The sequence below is a fragment of the Streptomyces akebiae genome, assembly GCF_019599145.1.
Taxonomy (GTDB): domain Bacteria; phylum Actinomycetota; class Actinomycetes; order Streptomycetales; family Streptomycetaceae; genus Streptomyces; species Streptomyces akebiae.
The window spans coordinates 163882-184268 of record NZ_CP080648.1 but is presented as its reverse complement, the minus strand read 5'-3'; the positions used below and the strand labels follow the sequence as shown (position 1 = coordinate 184268).

General features: G+C 73.7%; 1 protein-coding gene. It reads right to left on the bottom strand.

What is annotated here, in order from left to right:
* Positions 1-33: 33 nt before the first annotated feature.
* Positions 34-20199, bottom strand: coding sequence for a type I polyketide synthase (locus K1J60_RS45035; RefSeq protein WP_220652064.1), 20166 nt, complete (start codon positions 20197-20199; stop codon positions 34-36).
* Positions 20200-20387: the final 188 nt, after the last annotated feature.

Below are 20387 nucleotides of genomic sequence, written 5' to 3'. Positions count from 1 at the left end.
CGGGTTCGGTGCGGTCGGCCGTCCGGCGGGAGGTCACGACAGTCCCAGCTCCTTGTCGATGAAGTCGAAGACGTCGGATGCCGAGGCGTCCTCGAGCCGGTCGGCGACGGCGGTCTTCACGCCTGCCGGGTCCGTGTCGCCCTCGGTCACCCGGGCCAGCAGCGCGCGCAGCCGGTCGGCGACCGCCGGGCTGTCGGCCCCGGCCACGGTGAGTCGGCCGACGGCGGCTTCCAGCCGGTCGAGTCCGGCCAGTACGTCGGCCGTGTCCGCCTGCGCCGGGTCGGTGGACCCGGCCAGTTCGGCCCACAGGTGCGCGGCGAGCGCGGTCGGTGTGGGGTGGTCGAAGACCAGGCCGGCGGGCAGCCGCAGTGTGGTCGCCTTGGTGAGCCGGTTGCGCAGTTCCACGGCGGTGAGTGAGTCGAAGCCGAGCTTGGTGAAGGCGTGATCGGCGGCGACCGCGTCGGGGCCGTCGTAGCCGAGGACGGCGGCGGCGTGTGCGCGTACGAGGTCGAGGACGGTGCGCCGCTGCTCGGGCTCCGGGAGCCGGGCGAGGTCGGCGGCCAGGTCGCGGGGGGCCGCGGCGCCGGCCCGGGTGCGCTCGACGGGGGCGCGGACCAGGCCGCGCAGCAGCGCGGGCACCGGTTGGCCCTTCGCCTCTTCGCGCAGCCGTGCGAGGTCGAGGGCGACGGGCACCAGGTGGGCGTGCGGCAGGGCGCGGGCGGCGTCGAACAGCGCCATGCCCTGTTCCGCGCCGATCACACCGGCCGTCGCGGCCCGGTCGCGCTCGCGGCGGCCGAGGCCGCCCGCCATGCCGTCCTCGGTGTCCCACAAACCCCAGGCCAGGGACTGGCCTGCCAGTCCGCGGACCCGGCGGCGGTGGGCCAGGGCGTCGAGGACGGCGTTGGCGCCGGCGTAGCTCGCCTGCCCGGCGGACCCGAAGGTCGCGGCGGCCGAGGAGAACAGCACGAAGAACGCCAGATCCTGATCGGCCGTCAGTTCGTCGAGGAGCAGGGCCGCGTCCGCCTTGGGGGTCAGGACCCGGTCGGCGCGCTCCGGGGTGAGCGCGTCGAGCACCCCGTCGTCGAGGATCCCGGCGGCGTGGACGACGCCGGTGAGCGGGCGGTCGAGGCTCGCCAGCAGGGCGGTGAGCGCGTCGCGGTCGGCGACGTCGCAGGCCTCGATGCGTACGGCGGTCCCGGCCTCGGCGAGTTCGGCGGCGAGCCGGTCCGCGCCGGGCGCGGCCGGGCCGCTGCGGCTGGCCAGCACCAGATGCCGTACGCCGTGTTCGGCGACCAGGTGGCGGGCGAGCAGGCCCGCCAGCGCTCCGGTGCCGCCGGTGATGAGGACCGTGCCGTCCGGGTCGGGGGCGGCGGGCAGGGTGAGCACGTTCTTGCCGATGTGCCGGCCGCGGCCCATGAACCGGAACGCCTCGGCGGCGTCCCGCAGGTCCCAGGCGGTGAGCGGCAGGAGCTCCAGGACGCCCTGCTCGAACAGGTCGATGATCTCGGTGAAGATCTCCGCGATCCGGCCCCGGTCGGTGCTCATGAGGTCGAAGACGTCGTAGTGCGTGCCCGGGTGGGCGGCGCTGACCTGCTGACCGTCGCGGATGTCCGTCTTGCCCATCTCGACGAACCGGCCGCCGGGGGCGAGCAGACGCAGCGAGGCGTCGATGAACGGACCCTCCAGCGAGTTCAGCACCACGTCCACGCCGCGTCCGCGGGTGGCTTCGCGCACCCGGTCCTCGAAGTCCGTGGTCCGGGAGGAGGACAGCCGCCCGTCGGGCAGGCCGGTGGCGCCCCACTTGCCGGGGGAGGCGGTGCCGTGGGTCTCCAGGCCGAGGTGGCGGGCGAGCTGCACGGCCGCCATGCCGACGCCGCCCGCCGCCGCGTGGACGAGGACGGTCTCGCCCGCGGTGACGTCGGCGACGTCCACCAGCCCGTAGTAGGCCGTGAGGAAGGGAGTGGGTACGGAGGCCGCCTCGGCGTAGGTCCACTCCGGCCGCATGCGCGCCAGCACCCGCCGGTCGGTGACCGCGGTGGGCCCGAAGGCCCCGGCGAACAGGCCGAAGACACGGTCGCCGGGGGCGAGGTCGGTGACGTCGGCGCCCGTCTCCAGGACCACACCGGCGCCCTCGGTGCCCATGCCGCGCTGGCCGGGGACCATGCCGAGGGCCATCACCACGTCGCGGAAGTTGACGCCTGCGGCGCGCATGGCGACCCGGACCTGGGTGGGGCCGAGGTCGGCGAGGGCCTCGGGGGCGGGCACGAACGCCAGGTTCTCCAGGGTGCCTTCGCCGGTGGTGTCGAGGCGGGTGCCGGGCACCGGCTCCCCGGCAGGGGCCGGGCCGGTGCCACGGGCCAGCCGGGGCGCGAGCAGGGCGCCCGCGCGGATCGCGAGCTGCGGCTCCGTGGAGCCGAGCGCGGCGGCCAGGGCGGCGGCCGAGTCGGGGTGGCCGTCCACGTCGATCAGGGCGAAGTGGTCCGGGTGCTCGCTCTGCGCCGAGCGCAGCAGGCCGTGCACGGCGGCGCCCGCGAGGTCGGGGACGCCCTCGCCCGCGCCGACGGCGACCGCGCGTGCCGTCAGCACGGCGAGCCGGGAGCCGGAGAAGCGCGCGTCGGCCAGCCAGGTCTGGGCGGCGTGCAGCGCCTCGTGGACGGCGGCGTGCAGCGTGTCGGTGTCGGCCGGATGCGCGGCGGTGGAGTCGGCCGCGTGGCCGGATTCCTCGTCACCGGGCCGGGAGCCGCACCACAGGACGGCCTCCGGCAGCCGCTTGCCCGCGTCGACCGCGGCGCCGAGCGCGTCCAGGTCGTCGTACCGGGTGGCCGCGAGCGACGCGAGGGCGGCGGGCGGCGGGCCGACGAGGACCAGCGGGAGGGCCGGTCCCTCGGCGGCGGGCGCCCAGTCCACGCGGTGGAGTACGTCGAGGTCCGCGGCGCGGGCCGCCCGGCGCAGCGCGTCGGCGTCGACCGGCCGCAGGGTGAGGGAGGCGACGTCGGCGACGGGGTTCCCGGCGGCGTCGGTGGCCACGAGCGAGATGGCGTCCCGGCCCGCCGGCGAGAGCCGCACCCGCAGGGTGTCGGCGCCCGTCGCGTGCAGCCGGACGCCCTCCCAGGCGAACGGGAGCAGGCCGGTCCGGGCGAGCAGTCCGCCCACCCCCGCCGCGTGCAGGGCGGCGTCGAAGAGCGCGGGGTGCAGGCCGAAGCGCTCGGCGTCCGCGCGCGCCCCGTCGGGGAGCGCGACCTCGGCGCAGAGGTCGTCCCCGGCGCGCCAGAGCGCCTTCAGCCCCTGGAAGACCGGCCCGTAGGAGTAGCCGGCGGAGGCCAGGGCCTCGTAGCAGCCGTCGACGGGAACCGGTACGGCTCCGGCGGGCGGCCACGGGGCGGGCGTGCCGGGCTCGGGCGCCCCGTCGGCGGAGCCGTCGGCGAGGAAGCCGGTGGCGTGCGTGGTCCATGCCGGGCCCGCTTCGCCCGCGTCGCCCGCCGTCTCGGGACGGGCGGAGACGGTGACGGGCCTGTGGCCGTCCTCGGCGGCCTCCCCCACGAGCATCTGGAGCGTCACACCCTCGTCGGCGGGTATCGCCAGAGGCGCCTGGAGGGTGAGTTCGTCCAGGCCGTCGAGGCCCGCGTGCAGGGCCAGTTCCACGAAGGCGGTGCCGGGCAGCAGCACCGTGTCCCCGATGGTGTGGTCGGCGAGCCAGGGGTGGGTGGCCGTCGACAGCCTGCCCGTCCACAGCGTGCCGCCGCCGGCCAGCGGTGCCGCCGCGCCGAGCAGCGGGTGCCGTACGCCGGACAGTCCGGCGGCGGCGACATCGGCGGCGGGGCGGATGTCCGGCCAGTAACGCCGGTGCTGGAACGGGTAGGTGGGCAGGTCGAGAACGCTCCGGCCGGCCGGGCCGCCGAGCACGCCGGGCCAGTCCACGTCGACACCCGCGCAGTGCGCCTCGGCGAGCGCCAGCGCCCAGCGGTGGTCGTCGTCCTCGCCGCGGCGCAGGGTCGTGAGCACCGCGCCCGGGGTGTCGGTGTCGTCGAGGGTCTCGGCGATGCCCGGGGTGAGCACGGGGTGCGGGCTGATCTCCAGGAAGGTGGTGTGGCCGTCGGCCACGGCGGCGCGGACGGCCTGGTCCAGCCGTACGGTGTCGCGGAGGTTGCGGTACCAGTAGCCGCAGTCCAGGTCCGCGGTGTCCAGTGCGGCGCCGGTGACCGTCGAGTAGAACGGCACGGTGCCGAGGGCCGCGGGCGTCTCGGGCAGCGCCTCGAAGACCGGGCGGAGCGGCTCGACCAGCACCGTGTGCGAGGCGTAGTCGATGCCGACGCGGCGCGCGCGCACGCCGCGCCGCTCGCACTCGGCGGCCAGTCGTTCCAGTGCGGCGTTCTCGCCGCCGACCACAGTGGCCCGCGGGCCGTTGAGCGCGGCGATCCACAGCGGCTGGGCCGAAGTGGCGAGCAGCTCCGCCGCCTCGGCCTCGGTCAGCGGCAGGGACACCAGGCCACTGCGGCCCGACAGCTGGTCGGCGATGGCCCGGCTGCGGGCGGCGACGACGCGCGCGGCGTCCGGCAGCTCCATGGCACCCGCCACGACGGCGGCGGCCAGTTCGCCCTGGGAGGCGCCGATCACGGCGGCGGGCTCGACGCCCGACGCGCGCCACAGCTCGGCCAGCGACACCATCACCGCCCACAGCAGCGGCTGTACGACGTCGGCGCGGTCCACGCCCGCGTGCACCGGGTCCTCGCCGCGGATCACGGCGATGAGCGAGAAGTCGAGGTACGGAGCGAGCGCGCGCTCGCACTCCTCCAGCCGTGCCCGGAACGCCGGCTCGGTGTCGATGAGCCGGGCGGCCATGCCGGTCCACTGGGCGCCCTGCCCGGGGAAGACGAAGACGGGCGCGCCGGTCTGGCGGGCAGTGCCACGGCGCAGTTCCGGCGACTCGCCTTCTTCGGCGAGGGCGGCCAGCCCTTCGGGTCCGAGAACGACGGCGCGCTCGGTGAGGGTGGCGCGGGCGGTGGCCAGTGTCCATGCCAGGTCGAGCGGGTCGTCCGACGCGTGGGTGGCCGGTACGGAGCCGGCGAGTCGACGGGCCTGGTCGCGCAGCCCGTCGGGGGTGTCGGCGGAGAGCAGCCACGGCACCGGCCGGGCCGAGGGCGCGGGCACGGCGGTTTCGCGTACGGCCTCTTCGGCGGGCGCCTGCTCCAGGATCACGTGGGCGTTGGTGCCGCTCATGCCGAACGACGAGACGCCCACGCGGCGCGGCGCGGACCTCTCGGGCCAGGCCCGCTCCTCGGCGAGCAGCCTGACGTTTCCGGTCGTCCAGTCGACCTGGGTGGTGGGCCGGTCGGCGAAGAGCGTGCGCGGCAGCCGGCCCGCCCGCATCGCCATGGCTCCCTTGATGACGCCCGCGATGCCCGAAGCGGCCTGCGTGTGACCGATGTTGGACTTGATGGAGCCGAGCCAGAGCGGCTCGTCGTCCGTTCGGCCCTGGCCGTAGGTGGCCAGCAGCGCCTGGGCCTCGATCGGGTCGCCGAGCTTCGTGCCCGTACCGTGCGCCTCGACCATGTCCACGTCGGCGGGGGCGAGACCCGCGTCGGCGAGGGCGGCGCGGATGACGCGCTGCTGGGAAGGGCCGTTGGGGGCCGTGAGGCCGTTGGAGGCGCCGTCCTGGTTGACGGCGGAGCCGCGGACGACCGCGAGGATCCGGTGGCCGTTGCGGCGGGCGTCCGAGAGCCGCTCCAGCAGCAGGATGCCGGCGCCCTCCGCCCAGCCGGTGCCGTCGGCCTCGTCGGAGAACGCCTTGCAGCGACCGTCGGCCGCCATCGCGTCCTGCTTGCCGAACTCGGCGAAGACGCCGGGGGTGGACATGGTGACCACGCCGCCGGCCAGGGCCAGGGAGCATTCACCTCGGCGCAGGGCCTGCCCCGCGAGGTGCAGGGCCACCAGGCCGGACGAGCAGGCGGTGTCGACGGTGACGGCCGGGCCCTCCAGGCCGAACGTGTAGGAGATCCGGCCGGAGAGCACGCTGGCCGAACCGCCGGTGGCCAGGTAGCCTTCGCCGCCCTCCGGGGTCTCGCCGGGCAGAGAGGTGTAGTCGTGGTTGTTGGCGCCCGCGAAGACGCCGGTACGGGAGCCGCGCAGGGAGAGCGGGTCGATGCCGGCGCGCTCGAAGACCTCCCAGGCCGTCTCGAGGAGCAGCCGCTGCTGCGGATCCATCATCACGGCCTCGCGGGGCGAGATGTTGAACAGGCCGGCGTCGAAGGAGGCGATGTCGTCCAGGAATCCGCCCTGGAGGGGGCGGGGCACGCCGGTGCCGTCGGCGGACTGCAGCGGCCAGCCGCGCTCCGCGGGGCAGTCGCCGACCGCGTCGACACCTCCCGCGACGAGGTCCCACAGGTCCTCGGGCGAGTGGACTCCGCCGGGGAAGCGGCAGCTCATGCCGATCACGGCCAGCGGCTCGTCGTGGGAGCCGCGGGCGTCCGGGACCGCGGGGACGGCCACGGCGTCGGCGGTGGCCTCCTCCCTCCCGGCCACCGGCGGGAGGTCCGCGACGAGCAGGGCGCCGAGGTGGGTGGTGAGGTCCTGGGCGGTGGGGTGGTCGAAGACCAGGGTGGCGGGCAGGTCCAGGCCGGTGGCGTTGCTCAGCCGCCCCCGCAGTTCCACCGCCATCAGCGAGTCGAACCCGAGGTCGGAGAAGGCTCGCAGCGGTGCGACGGCGTCGCTGCCGCTGTGGCCCAGGGTGGCGGCCGCCTCGTCGCGTACGAGTGCCAGCAGGACCCGCTCCCGCTGCTGCGCGCCGAGTTCCGCGATGCGCCGCCGGAGCGGGGTGCCCTGGGCGGTGGTCGCCACCTCGGCCTCGCGTCGGGCCGCCTCGGGGAGTTCGCCGAACAGCGGCGCCGGACGGACGGCGGTGAAGCTGGTGGAGAAGCGGTGCCAGTCGAGGTCGGCGAAGGTGAGGCAGCCGAGATCGTGGGTGACCGCCTGCTCCAGCGCGGTCACGGCGAGACCGGGGTCGAGCGGGATGAGGCCGCGGCGGCGCAGGTGCTCCTCCGCCTCGCCGTCGACCAGCATGCCGGCTTCGGCCCAGGGTCCCCAGGCCACCGAGGTGGCGGTCAGGCCACGAGCCCGGCGCTGCTCGGCCAGACCGTCGAGGTAGGCGTTGGCCGCCGCGTACGCGGACTGCCCGCCACTGCCCCACACGCCGGCGATCGACGAGAACAGTACGAACATGTCGGCCTCGGGCACCAGTTCGTCCAGGTGCCGGGCACCCAGCGTCTTCGCCCGCAGCACCTCCGCGAACTGCTCCGGACCGACACCCACCAACGGCACCGTGTCCACGACACCAGCCGCATGGACCACACCCGTGACCGGGTGCTCGACGAGCAGCGCGGCCAGCGCGTCACGGTCGGCGGCATCACAGGCCGCGATGGTGACGCGGCAGCCCAGGGCCTCCAGGGACGCGGCGAGTTCGTCCGCGCCCGACGCCTCGGGGCCGCGCCTGCTGGTCAGCAGCAGGTGCTCGGCACCGGCCTCGGCGAGCGAGGTGGCCACGCGCGAGCCGAGCCCGCCGGTGCCGCCGGTGACGAGTACGGTTCCGCGCGGCCGCCAGGAGCGGGCGGCTACCCCGGTGGGGGCTGCGGAACGGACGAGCCTGCGGGCGTAGGTGCCGGATGCCCGGACGGCGACCTGGTCCTCGGACCCGGCCAGTACCCGTGCCAGACGCGAGCCCGCACGCTCGTCCAGCACCACCGGAAGATCCACCAACCCGCCCCAACGCTGCGGGAACTCCAACGCGGCGACCCGCCCCAGACCCCACACCTGAGCCTGCTCCGGATCCACCACACCATCAGCACGCCCCGTCGACACAGCACCCGACGTCACGCACCACAACGGCGCATCGATCTCCGCATCACCCAACGCCTGCACAAGCGCCAGCGACCACGCCACCGACACCGGCAACGCCTCCGGCACACCCGCAACACCCACACGCCAATCCAGCGCCGCCAGAGACAACACCCCAGCGACACCACCCCCGAACGCGTCCTCCTCCGTCAGCCGGGCAGCCAACTCCCAACGATCAAGCTCACCATCGTCCAACACCACCACGAACGGCTCCGCACCACCGCCCGCCAAAGCCGCCACACACGCCTCGACCCGCTCCTCAGGCACACCCTCCGTACCCACCACGAGCCAACGACCCGAAACAGCGCCGACCACGTCGTCCGCCACCCGCCACGAAACGCGATACCGCATCCCGTCCGCCCGCGAACGCTCCACCCGCTCACGCCGCCGGCCCGCCAGAGCCGGCAACACCGCCTCCACCTCACCAGCACCCACACGCAGCACCTCGGCCAGCGCCCCACTGTCACCGGCCTCCACCGCCGACCAGAACGCCTCATCCTCACCAACGCCGGAAGCCACCACCTCCGCGACCTCCGCCACCCCCAGCCAGTACCGCTCACGCTGGAACGCATACGTCGGCAGACCCACACCAGGCCCCGACACATACCGACCCCACTCGACGGGGACGCCACGGGTGTGCAGGCGCGCCAGCGCGCGGACGAGGGTGGTGGCCTCGGGGCGGTCCGGGCGCAGCGCGGGTACGGCGGCCAGGGTGTCGACCTGCTCCGGTACGAAGACGGAGAGCACGCCGGCAGGGCCAAGCTCCAGCGCCGTACGTATGCCGCTGAGGGAGGCGATCGCCTCGGCGAACCGGACGGGCTCACAGATCTGACCGACCCAGTAGTCCGGGCTCGCCATGTCGCCGGGTGCCGTGGCGACGACGGGAATGGTCGGGGCGTGGTACGTCAACGACTTCGCGACCGCCGCGAACCCGTCGAGCATCGGCTCCATCAGACGCGAATGGAACGCGTGCGAGACGGTCAGCCGCTTCACCCGTACGTTCTCGGAGCGCAGCCGCTCCTCCAGCGCGCCGATCGCGTCGGCGTCACCGGAAACGGTCAGGGAGGTGGGCCCGTTCACGGCCGCCAGGTCCACGCCCTCGGGCAGCTCCAGCCCGTCCTCGGCCGTCTCCACGGCCAGCATCGCGCCGCCCGACGGCAGCGCGTCCATCAAACGACCACGCGCCGACACCAAACGGCACGCGTCGTCCAGGGACAGCACCCCGGCGCAGTGCGCGGCGGCCAGCTCACCGATCGAATGACCGACCAGGACGTCCGGGGTGACACCCCAGGACTCCACCAGCCGGAACAGCGCGACCTCGACCGCGAACAGCCCGGCCTGGGCGTAGACCGTGCGATCCAGTGCCTCGCCGTCCTCGAACACCACGTCTCGCAGAGGCCGTTCGAGATCCACGCGTGCACAGACCGCGTCGAACGCGTCGGCGAACACCGGGAACGCCTCGTACAGCTCACGCCCCATACCGACCCGCTGCGCACCCTGACCCGTGAACAGCAGCGCCAGCCCTCCGTGCACGGTCTCGTCGCGGACCACGGACGGCACGGCCTTGTCCTCGGCCAGTGCGCGCAGTCCGGTCAGCAGTTCGTCGCGGTCGTCACCGAGCACGACCGCCCGGTGCTCCAGCGCCGCACGACCCGTCGCCAGCGTGTGCGCCACAGCCGACGAACCCACCTCAGGACGCTCGGCCAGGAACGACCCCAACCGCTCGGCCTGCGCCACCAACGCACCCTGCGACCGCGCGGACAACACCCACGGCCCCACAGCCCCCACCAGAGCCGGCCCAGCCACATCAACAACCTCAGCAGCCTCAGCAGCCTGCTCCAGGATGACGTGCGCGTTCGTACCACTCACACCGAACGACGACACACCGGCCCGACGCGGACGACCCGCCTGCGGCCAGTCCCGCGCCTCCGCCAACAGCTCCACCGCTCCGGCCGACCAGTCCACATGCGGCGTCGGCTCATCCACGTGCAGCGTCCGGGGCAGCACACCCCGACGGATCGCCTCCACCATCTTGATCACACCCGCGACACCCGAAGCCGCCTGCGTGTGACCGATGTTCGACTTCACCGACCCCAGATACAGGGGCTCCACACGGTCCTGCCCGTACGTCGCCAGCAGCGCCTGCGCCTCGATCGGGTCACCCAGCCGCGTACCCGTACCGTGCGCCTCCACCGCGTCGACCTCGGACGTCTCAAGACCCGCCGCGGCCAGAGCCGCCCGCACCACCCGCTGCTGCGCGGGACCGTTCGGCGCCGTCAAACCGTTCGACGCACCATCCTGATTCACCGCCGAACCCCGCACCACAGCCAGCACCTCGTGCCCGTGACGACGCGCGTCCGACAGCCGCTCCAGCAGCAGCAGACCCACACCCTCACCCCAGCCCGTGCCGTCCGCGGCAGCCGCGAACGCCTTGCACCTACCGTCCCCGGCCAGACCGTCCTGACGGTCGAACTCGGCGAAGATGTCGGGACCGACGATCACGGTCACGCCGCCGGCCAGCGCCATGGAGCACTCGCCGGTGCGCAGCGACTGCGCCGCCAGGTGCAGCGCCACCAGCGACGACGAGCACGCCGTGTCGACGGTCACCGCCGGGCCCTCAAGGCCGAACGAGTACGCGACCCGACCGGACAGCACGCTCCCGGCCATGCCGGTCATCAGGTGGCCGTCCGCGCCCTCGGTGCGTCCGCCGGTGCCGTAGCCGGACGTCGAGGCGCCGACGAACACCCCGGTCGACGTGCCCTGGAGCGTGCGCGGGTTCATGCCCGCCCGCTCCAACGTCTCCCAGGCCGTCTCGAGCAGCAGTCGCTGCTGCGGATCCATCGCGATCGCCTCACGCGGCGAGATCCCGAACAGCCCCGCGTCGAACTCGGTGGCGTCGTGCACGAAGCCGCCCTCGGCCGCGAAGGCTCCCGTTTCCCGCAGGGCGGAGAGGTCCCAGCCTCGGTCGGCGGGGAAGGCGGAGATGCCCTCGGCTCCCGAGGCGACCAGGTCCCACAGGTCCTCCGGCGAACGGACTCCGCCGGGGAAGCGGCACGCCATGGAGACGATCGCGATCGGCTCGTCCGGGTCTGCTGCGATCCGGGGGGCGATCGCCGACGACGTGTCGCCGGGCGCGGAGGAAGGCAGCAGGCCGGCGAGGTGGCCTGCCAGGGCCTGGGCGGTGGGGTGGTCGAAGACGAGCGTCGCGGAGAGCGAGAGGCCCGTCGCGGCCATCAGCCGGTCGCGGAGGTCGACGGCGGTGAGCGAGTCGAAGCCCAGGTCGGAGAAGGGCAGCTCGACGGGGATGCTGTCCGCGCTCGCATGGCCCAGGACCGCGGCGGCACCGGTCCTGACCGTGTCCAGCAGCACGGCGCGGCGCTCGGCGGGCCCCTTTCCGGCGAGCGCGGACATGAGGGGTGTGGAGTCGGAGTCCGCCTCCGACATGGGTACGGCGGCGGACGGCGCGACAGCCTCGGGAACGTCGTCGAAGAGTGTGGTGGCGCGGCCCGATCCGAAGGCCGGTGCGAAGCGCGTCCAGTCGGCGTCGGCGGCGACGAGGCAGCCGAGGTCGCGGGTGACCGCGTCCTCCAGGATGGTCACGGCGAGACCGGGGTCGAGCGGGGTGAGGCCGCGGCGGCGCAGGTAGTCCTCGGCGTTCTCCTCGACCAGCATGCCGGCTTCGGCCCAGGGTCCCCAGGCCACCGAGGTGGCGGTCAGGCCACGAGCCCGGCGCTGCTCGGCCAGACCGTCGAGGTAGGCGTTGGCCGCCGCGTACGCGGACTGCCCGCCACTGCCCCACACGCCGGCGATCGACGAGAACAGTACGAACATGTCGGCCTCGGGCACCAGTTCGTCCAGGTGCCGGGCACCCAGCGTCTTCGCCCGCAGCACCTCCGCGAACTGCTCCGGACCGACACCCACCAACGGCACCGTGTCCACGACACCAGCCGTGTGGACCACGCCCGTGACCGGGTGCTCGGCGAGCAGCGCGGCCAGCGCCTCGCGGTCGGCGACGTCGCAGGCGACGACGGTCGCCGTCGCCCCGAGCGAACCCAGCTCGGCGACCAGCTCGGCGGCCCCCGGGGCCTCCATGCCCCGCCTGCTGCTCAGCACCAGCTCGGTGACGCCACGCCGGGCGAGGCGACGGGCGACAGCCGCGCCGAGGGCCCCGGTCCCACCAGTGACGAGAACCGCTCCGGCGGAGGTGAACTCCCCAGGAGCGTCAGCGTGCGGCTCCACACGGGCCACACGGCGGGCGTAGGTGCCGGATGCCCGGACGGCGACCTGGTCCTCGGACCCGGCCAGTACCCGTGCCAGACGCGAGCCCGCACGCTCGTCCAGCACCACCGGAAGATCCACCAACCCGCCCCAACGCTGCGGGAACTCCAACGCGGCAACCCGCCCCAGACCCCACACCTGAGCCTGCTCCGGATCCACCACACCATCAGCACGCCCCGTCGACACAGCACCCGACGTCACGCACCACAACGGCGCATCGATCTCCGCATCACCCAACGCCTGCACAAGCGCCAGCGACCACGCCACCGACACCGGCAACGCCTCCGGCACACCCGCAACACCCACACGCCAATCCAGCGCCGCCAGAGACAACACCCCAGCGACACCACCCCCGAACGCGTCCTCCTCCGTCAGCCGGGCAGCCAACTCCCAACGATCAAGCTCACCATCGTCCAACACCACCACGAACGGCTCCGCACCACCGCCCGCCAAAGCCGCCACACACGCCTCGACCCGCTCCTCAGGCACACCCTCCGTACCCACCACGAGCCAACGACCCGAAACAGCGCCGACCACGTCGTCCGCCACCCGCCACGAAACGCGATACCGCATCCCGTCCGCCCGCGAACGCTCCACCCGCTCACGCCGCCGGCCCGCCAGAGCCGGCAACACCGCCTCCACCTCACCAGCACCCACACGCAGCACCTCGGCCAGCGCCCCACTGTCACCGGCCTCCACCGCCGACCAGAACGCCTCATCCTCACCAACGCCGGAAGCCACCACCTCCGCGACCTCCGCCACCCCCAGCCAGTACCGCTCACGCTGGAACGCATACGTCGGCAGACCCACACCAGGCCCCGACACATACCGACCCCAGTCCACAGCGGCACCCTGGACGTACAGGCCGGCCAGGGCCCGCCCGAAGGCGCTCGTCTCCCCTGCCCCCGAGCGCAGGGCGGGCACGGTGGTCGCGTCCTCGCGGATGTGCGGGACGAGGGCGGAGAGGGTGCCGTCGGGGCCGAGTTCGAGGAAGACCCGCACGTCGGTGAGGGAGGCGATCGCGTCGGCGAAGCGGACGGGCTCGCGGATCTGGCCGACCCAGTAGTCCGGCGTCGCCAGGTCTCCGGGCGCCGTGGTGACGACGGAGATCGTCGGGGGGTTGTACGTCAACGATTCCGCGACGGCGGCGAACTCGGCCTGCATCGGCTCCATCAGGTGCGAGTGGAACGCGTGGGAGACGGCCAGCCGCTTGACCCGTACGCCCTGTGCCCGGAGCCGCTCCTCCAGCACCGCGATCGCGTCGGCGTCACCGGAAACGGTCACCGAGGTGGGCCCGTTCACGGCCGCCAGGTCCACGCCCTCGGGCAGTTCCAGCCCGTCCTCGGCCGTCTCCACGGCCAGCATCGCACCGCCCGACGGCAACGCGTCCATCAAACGACCACGCGCCGACACCAAACGGCACGCGTCGTCCAGGGACAGCACCCCGGCGCAGTGCGCGGCGGCCAGCTCACCGATCGAATGACCGACCAGGACGTCCGGAGTGACACCCCAGGACTCCACCAGCCGGAACAGCGCGACCTCGACCGCGAACAGCGCAGGCTGCGTGTACGCGGTCCGGGCCAGCAGCTCCGCATCCTCCCCGAACACGACGTCACGCAAGGGCCGTTCGAGGTCCACGCGTGCACAGACCGCGTCGAACGCGTCCGCGAACACCGGGAACGCCTCGTACAGCTCACGCCCCATCCCCACCCGCTGCGCACCCTGACCCGAGAACAGGAAGCCCGTACGCCCGTTCCGCACCGTGCCGGTGACGACCCGCTGCGAGGGCTCTCCCTCGGCCAGTGCGCGCAGTGCGGTCAGCAGTTCGTCGCGGTCGTCACCGAGCACGACCGCCCGGTGCTCCAGCGCCGCACGACCCGTCGCCAGCGTGTGCGCCACAGCCGACGAACCCACCTCAGGACGCTCGGCCAGGAACGACCCCAACCGCTCGGCCTGCGCCACCAACGCACCCTGCGACCGCGCGGACAACACCCACGGCCCCACAGCCCCCACCAGAGCCGGCCCAGCCACATCAACAACCTCAGCAGCCTCAGCAGCCTGCTCCAGGATGACGTGCGCGTTCGTACCACTCACACCGAACGACGACACACCGGCCCGACGCGGTCGCCCCGCCTCCGGCCAGTCCCGCGCCTCCGCCAGCAGCTCCACCGCTCCGGCCGACCAGTCCACATGCGGCGTCGGCTCATCCACGTGCAGCGTCCGGGGCAGCACACCCCGACGGATCGCCTCCACCATCTTGATCACACCCGCGACACCCGAAGCCGCCTGCGTGTGACCGATGTTGGACTTCACCGACCCCAGATACAGGGGCTCCACACGGTCCTGCCCGTACGTCGCCAGCAGCGCCTGCGCCTCGATCGGGTCACCCAGCCGCGTACCCGTACCGTGCGCCTCCACCGCGTCGACCTCGGACGTCTCAAGACCCGCCGCGGCCAGAGCCGCCCGCACCACCCGCTGCTGCGCGGGACCGTTCGGCGCCGTCAAACCGTTCGACGCACCATCCTGATTCACCGCCGAACCCCGCACCACAGCCAGCACCTCGTGCCCGTGACGACGCGCGTCCGACAGCCGCTCCAGCAGCAGCAGACCCACACCCTCACCCCAGCCCGTGCCGTCCGCGGCAGCCGCGAACGCCTTGCACCGGCCGTCCCCGGCCAGACCGTCCTGACGGTCGAACTCGGCGAAGACGCCCGGGGTGCTCATCACCGCGACGCCGCCCACGACCGCCATGGAGCACTCGCCGGTGCGCAGCGACTGCGCCGCCAGGTGCAGCGCCACCAGCGACGACGAGCACGCCGTGTCGACGGTCACCGCCGGGCCCTCAAGGCCGAACGAGTACGCGACCCGACCGGACAGCACGCTCCCCGACATACCGGTCAGGAAGTGCCCCTCGGAGCCGGAGTCGGTGGCCCCCACCCCGTACCCCGAGGGAGAGGCGCCGACGAACACGCCGGTCGGCGTCCCCTGGAGCGTGCGCGGGTTCATGCCCGCCCGCTCCAGCGCCTCCCACGCCGTCTCGAGCAGCAGTCGCTGCTGCGGATCCATCGCCAGCGCCTCACGCGGCGAGATCCCGAACAGCCCCGCGTCGAAGTCCGTGGCGTCGTGGACGAAGCCGCCCTCCAGGGCGAAGTCGACGCTCGCGCCCGGGGCCGCCCGCCAGCCGCGGTCGGTGGGGAAGGCTCCGACCCCGTCCCGGCCCTCGGCGACCAGGTCCCACAGCGCCTCGGGGGAGTCCACCCCGCCGGGGTAGCGGCAGGCCATGGAGACGATGGCGAGCGGTTCGTCGGACGCCGCGGTCACCGTGACGGCCGTACGCTCGTCGGCGCTGATCAGCGACAGCAGGTGCCGGGCGACCGCCGAGGGGGTGGGGTGGTCGAAGACGAGCGTCGCGGGCAGTTGCAGACCGACGGCGTCGGCCACGCGCTTACGGACCTGGAGCGCGGTGAGGGAGTCGACGCCCAGATCCTTGAACGGGCGCTCAGCCTCGACAGGTTCGGGGTAGCCGAGGACCGCCGCGGTCTCCCGGCGGACCAGATCGAGGACCGTACGGACCCATTCCGACTCGGGCACCCCGGCCAGCAGGGTCCGCACGGCGGCGGCAGAGGTGCCCGAACGGCCCTCGTCGCCGTCCGCGCCCTTCGCGAGGGCGTCGGCCGCCTCGGGCAGCTCGGCCAGCAGCGGACTGGACCGGCGGCTGGTGAAGGCAGGGGTGAAGCGTACCCAGTCCACGTCCGCGACGGTCACGCACGCGTCGTCGGAGTCGATCGCCCGCTCCAGCGCGGCGATGCACAGAGCCGCCGCCATGGGGCGCAGCCCACGGCGTCTCAGGTACTCGTCGGCGCCGTCCCGCGCGGCCATGCCGACCTCGGCCCAGGAGCCCCAGGAGATGGCGGTTCCGGCCCGGCCGGCCGCCCGGCGGGCGGTGGCGAGGGCGTCGAGATGGGCGTTGGCGGCGGCGTAGGCGCCCTGTCCGCCGCTGCCCCAGATCCCGGCGATGGACGAGAACAGCACGAACAGTTCGGCGTCGGGGAGGAGCGCGTCGAGGTGTTCGGCGCCGCAGGCCTTGGCCCGGAGGCCGTCGGCGAGCTCGGGCACCGATGTCGCGTCGAGCGGGAGGACCGGGTCGAGCCCCGCGGTGTGGACGACGCCGGTGACCGGGTGCTCGGCGAGCAGCGCGGCCAGCGCCTCGCGGTCGGCGACGTCGCAGGCGACGACGGTCGCCGTCGCCCCGAGCGAACCCAGCTCGGCGACCAGCTCGGCGGCCCCCGGGGCCTCCATGCCCCGCCTGCTGCTCAGCACCAGCTTCCGGGTGCCCCGGCGCGCGAGCATCCGGGCGGTCTCCGCGCCCAGCGCACCGGTGCCGCCCGTGATCAGGACCGCTTCGGGCGCGTCAGGGGGAAGGGCGGGGTCACCGGTGGCGGTGGAGGCGGCGTGGAGCAGGCGGCGTACGTAGACGCCTTCGGCCCGCACGGCGACCTGGTCCTCGTCCCCGGTGAGCACCGCGGCGAGGCGGGCCAGCGTGCGGGGCTCGGGGTCGGCGGGCAGGTCGATCAGCCCGCCCCAGCGTTCGGGGTGCTCCAGGGCGGCGACCCGGCCGAGTCCCCAGACGCGGGCGGCGGCGGGATCGGTGATCCGGTCGGCGCGGTTGGCGGCGACGGCGCCGGTGGTGGCGCACCACAGCGGCGCCGTGATCTCGGCGTCGGTCAGCGCCTGTACGACGGTGAGGGTGGCACCGAGCCCGACGGAGACCGCCGGATCCTCGGGGTGCGCCCGGCGGTCGTCGGCGAGCAGGGACAGGATCCCGGTGACCGGCGACTCGGCGGACTCGGCCGTCTCGCGCAGGAGTTGGCTGAGGCCCCACCGGTCGAGACCGGCGTCGGGCACCGTCAGCTCGGTCACGTCCGCGCCTGCCTCGCGCAGCGCCTCGGCGCAACGTGCGGCGTGGTCCGTGTCCGTCCCCCCTGTGCGCAGCAGCAGCCAGTGACCGTCGAGTGCGGTGGCGGGAGCGCGGTCGGCGGGCTGCCAGGCGACGCGGTAGCGCCAGGCGTCGACGGTGGAGCGTTCGGCGCGGCTTCGGCGCCACACCGAGAGGGCGGGCAGTACGGTCTCCAGGCCGTCGCCCGATTCCAGGTGCAGGGTGCCGGCGACCTGGTCGTAGTCGAGCCGGTCGACGGCGTCCCAGAACTCCGACTCGTCCGGATCGGCTCCCGTGGCCGCGTCCAGGGCGCGGGCTACCTCGGGGGGTTCGGTCATCCAGTATTGGGTGTGCTGGAAGGCGTAGGTGGGGAGGTCGACGGGTCGGCTGTCGGGCAGGACACCGGTCCAGTCGACGGGGACACCGGCCACGTGGGCTTCGGCCAGCGCGGTCAGCCAGCGTGTCGCGTCACCACGGTCGCGGTGGAGAGTGGCCAGCGTGACACCCGGATGACCGGACGCCTCCAACGACTGCTCGATACCAGGAGTCAGGACGGGATGCGGACTGGACTCCAGGAACACCGACCGGCCATCAGCCAGCAACGCGGCCGTCGCCTCGTCGAACCGCACCAACGACCGCAAGCTCTCATACCAATAGCCCGCATCCATCACCGCCGTATCGATACGCCCACCGGTCACCGACGAATACAACGGCACCGACGAGGACACCGGCTTCACCGGAGCCAGATCGGCGAGGATCCGCTCCCGCAACTCCTCCACCTGCACCGAATGCGACGCGTAGTCCACCGGCACCCGACGCGCCCGAACCCCACGCCCCTCACACAAAACCATCAAAGCATCGAGCGCATCCGGTTCACCCGACACCACCGTCGAACCCGGACCGTTGACCGCGGCCACCGAGACCCGGCCCCCAAAACCCGCCACCAGCTCCCCGGCCACCTCCGGACCGGCCGCCAGCGACACCATCCCACCCCGGCCCGCCAACACCCGCAGCGCACGCGAACGCAACGCCACCACACGAGCACCGTCCACCACCGACAGACCACCAGCCACCACCGCAGCCGCGATCTCACCCTGCGAATGCCCCACCACCGCCGACGGCACCACACCACACGAACGCCACAACCGCGCCAGCGACACCATCAACGCCCACAGAACCGGCTGGACCACATCCACCCGACCCCACAACACCTCGTCCCCGCTCTCCAACACCTCCCACAACGACCAGTCCACATGCGGCTCCAACGCCACCGCACACTCCTCAAGACCCTCCCGGAACACCGACGACCAGCCCGCCAGCTCCCGACCCATCCCCAACCACTGCGACCCCTGCCCCGGAAACACCAACACCGGAGCACCACCGGAACGCGCGACACCCCGCACCACACCCGCATGCGACACATCCCGCGCCAACGCCCGCAGAGCCCCGGCACGGTCCTCCCCCAACACCACCGCCCGATGCTCCAGCACCGCACGCGAGAGCAGGGAGCGGCCCACGCCCGCCGGGTCGGCCTCGGCCATGCCGGCGAGGCGGGCGGCCTGCGCCGCGAGGGCCTCGGACGTGTGCCCCGACAGCACCCACGGGACCACCGGGAGCACCGGCCGGTCGGCGTCGGCGGTCTTCGCCGCCTCGCCGCCGGTCTCGACGTTCTCGACCGTCTCCCCGGACTCGTCGTCGGCCCGTTCGGCCGTCGCGTCGGGGCCCTCCAGGATGATGTGGACGTTGGTGCCGCTGATGCTGAAGGAGGAGACGCCCGCCCGGCGCGGTCGCTCCGGGTCCTGGGGCCAGGCCACCGGATCGGTGAGCAGCCGTACCTGGCCCTGCGACCAGTCGACGTGCGGGGTGGGTTCGCTGACGTGGAGGGTCGGCGGCAGTTCCTCGTTGCCCAGGGCCAGCACCATCTTGATGAGCCCGGCGACGCCCGAAGCGGCCTGCGCGTGCCCGATGTTCGACTTGACGGAGCCCAGCATCAAGGGCTCGCGGCGGGTTGCCTGCCCGTACGTGGCGAGCAGTGCCTGAGCCTCGATCGGGTCACCGAGCGTCGTGCCGGTGCCGTGCGCCTCCACCACGTCCACGTCGGCGGGGTCGAGCCGGGCGTTCTCCAGGGCCGCCAGGATGACCCGCTCCTGGGCGGGGCCGTTCGGCGCGGTCAGGCCGTTCGACGCACCGTCCTGGTTGACGGCGGAGCCCCGGATGACCGCCAGGATGCGGTCGCCGCGGCGCTTCGCGTCGGCCAGGCGCCGGAGGACGAGCACACCTGAGCCCTCGGCCCACCCGGTGCCGTCGGCGTCCGCGGAGAACGGCTTGCAGCGACCGTCGGGGGCGAGGCCCCGCTGCCGGCTGAACTCGGTGAAGATGCCCGGGCTGGTCATCACGGTCACGCCGCCCGCGAGGGCCGCGTCGCACTCGCCCGACCGCAGTGCCTGCACGGCGAGGTGGGTCGCGACCAGCGACGACGAGCAGGCCGTGTCCACGGTGACGGCGGGCCCTTCCAGGCCCAGGGCGTAGGCGACCCGCCCGGAGACGACGCTGGGCGCGCTGCCGGTCAGCAGGTGCCCTTCCACTCCCTCGGGCAGGGCGCGCAGCCCGGCACCGTAGGCGGACGAGGAGGAGCCGACGAAGACGCCGGTGCGGCTGCCCCGCAGGGACAGCGGGTCGACGCCCGCCCGCTCGAAGGCCTCCCAGGAGGTCTCCAGGAACAGCCGCTGCTGTGGGTCCATGGCGAGGGCCTCGCGCGGCGAGATGTTGAACAGGCCGGCGTCGAAGCGGCCTGCCTCGTGGACGAATCCGCCCTCGCGCACGTAGGTGGTGCCGGCGGTGTCCGGGGCTTCGTCGTAGATGGCGGCAGTGTCCCAGCCGCGGTCCACGGGGAAGGCGGAGATGCCGTCGCGGCCCGTGGAGACCAGGTTCCAGAGGTCTTCCGGGGAGCGCACCTCCCCGGGGTAGCGGCAGGCCATGCCGACGACCGCCACGGGCTCGCTCCCGCGCGCCTCGGCGATCCGCAGGCGGCGCCGGGTCTGCCGCAGGTCCGCGGTGAGCCGCCTGAGATAGTCGAGATACTTCTGGTCGTCGGCCACTCGATGCCACCTTCTCCGGACCCGCAGCACACTTTCGCGGCGGAATTTCGCTGAATTACCCTGCCCGCGCGACAACGCAATTTCGCCTGGAATTTCTCCGACACCGAATGGTTAATTTCGGCAGGGGAAATTCCGTGCGGAAACTCTCGCTGAGCCTACGAACGGCGCCGAGGCATGGACAACCCCTA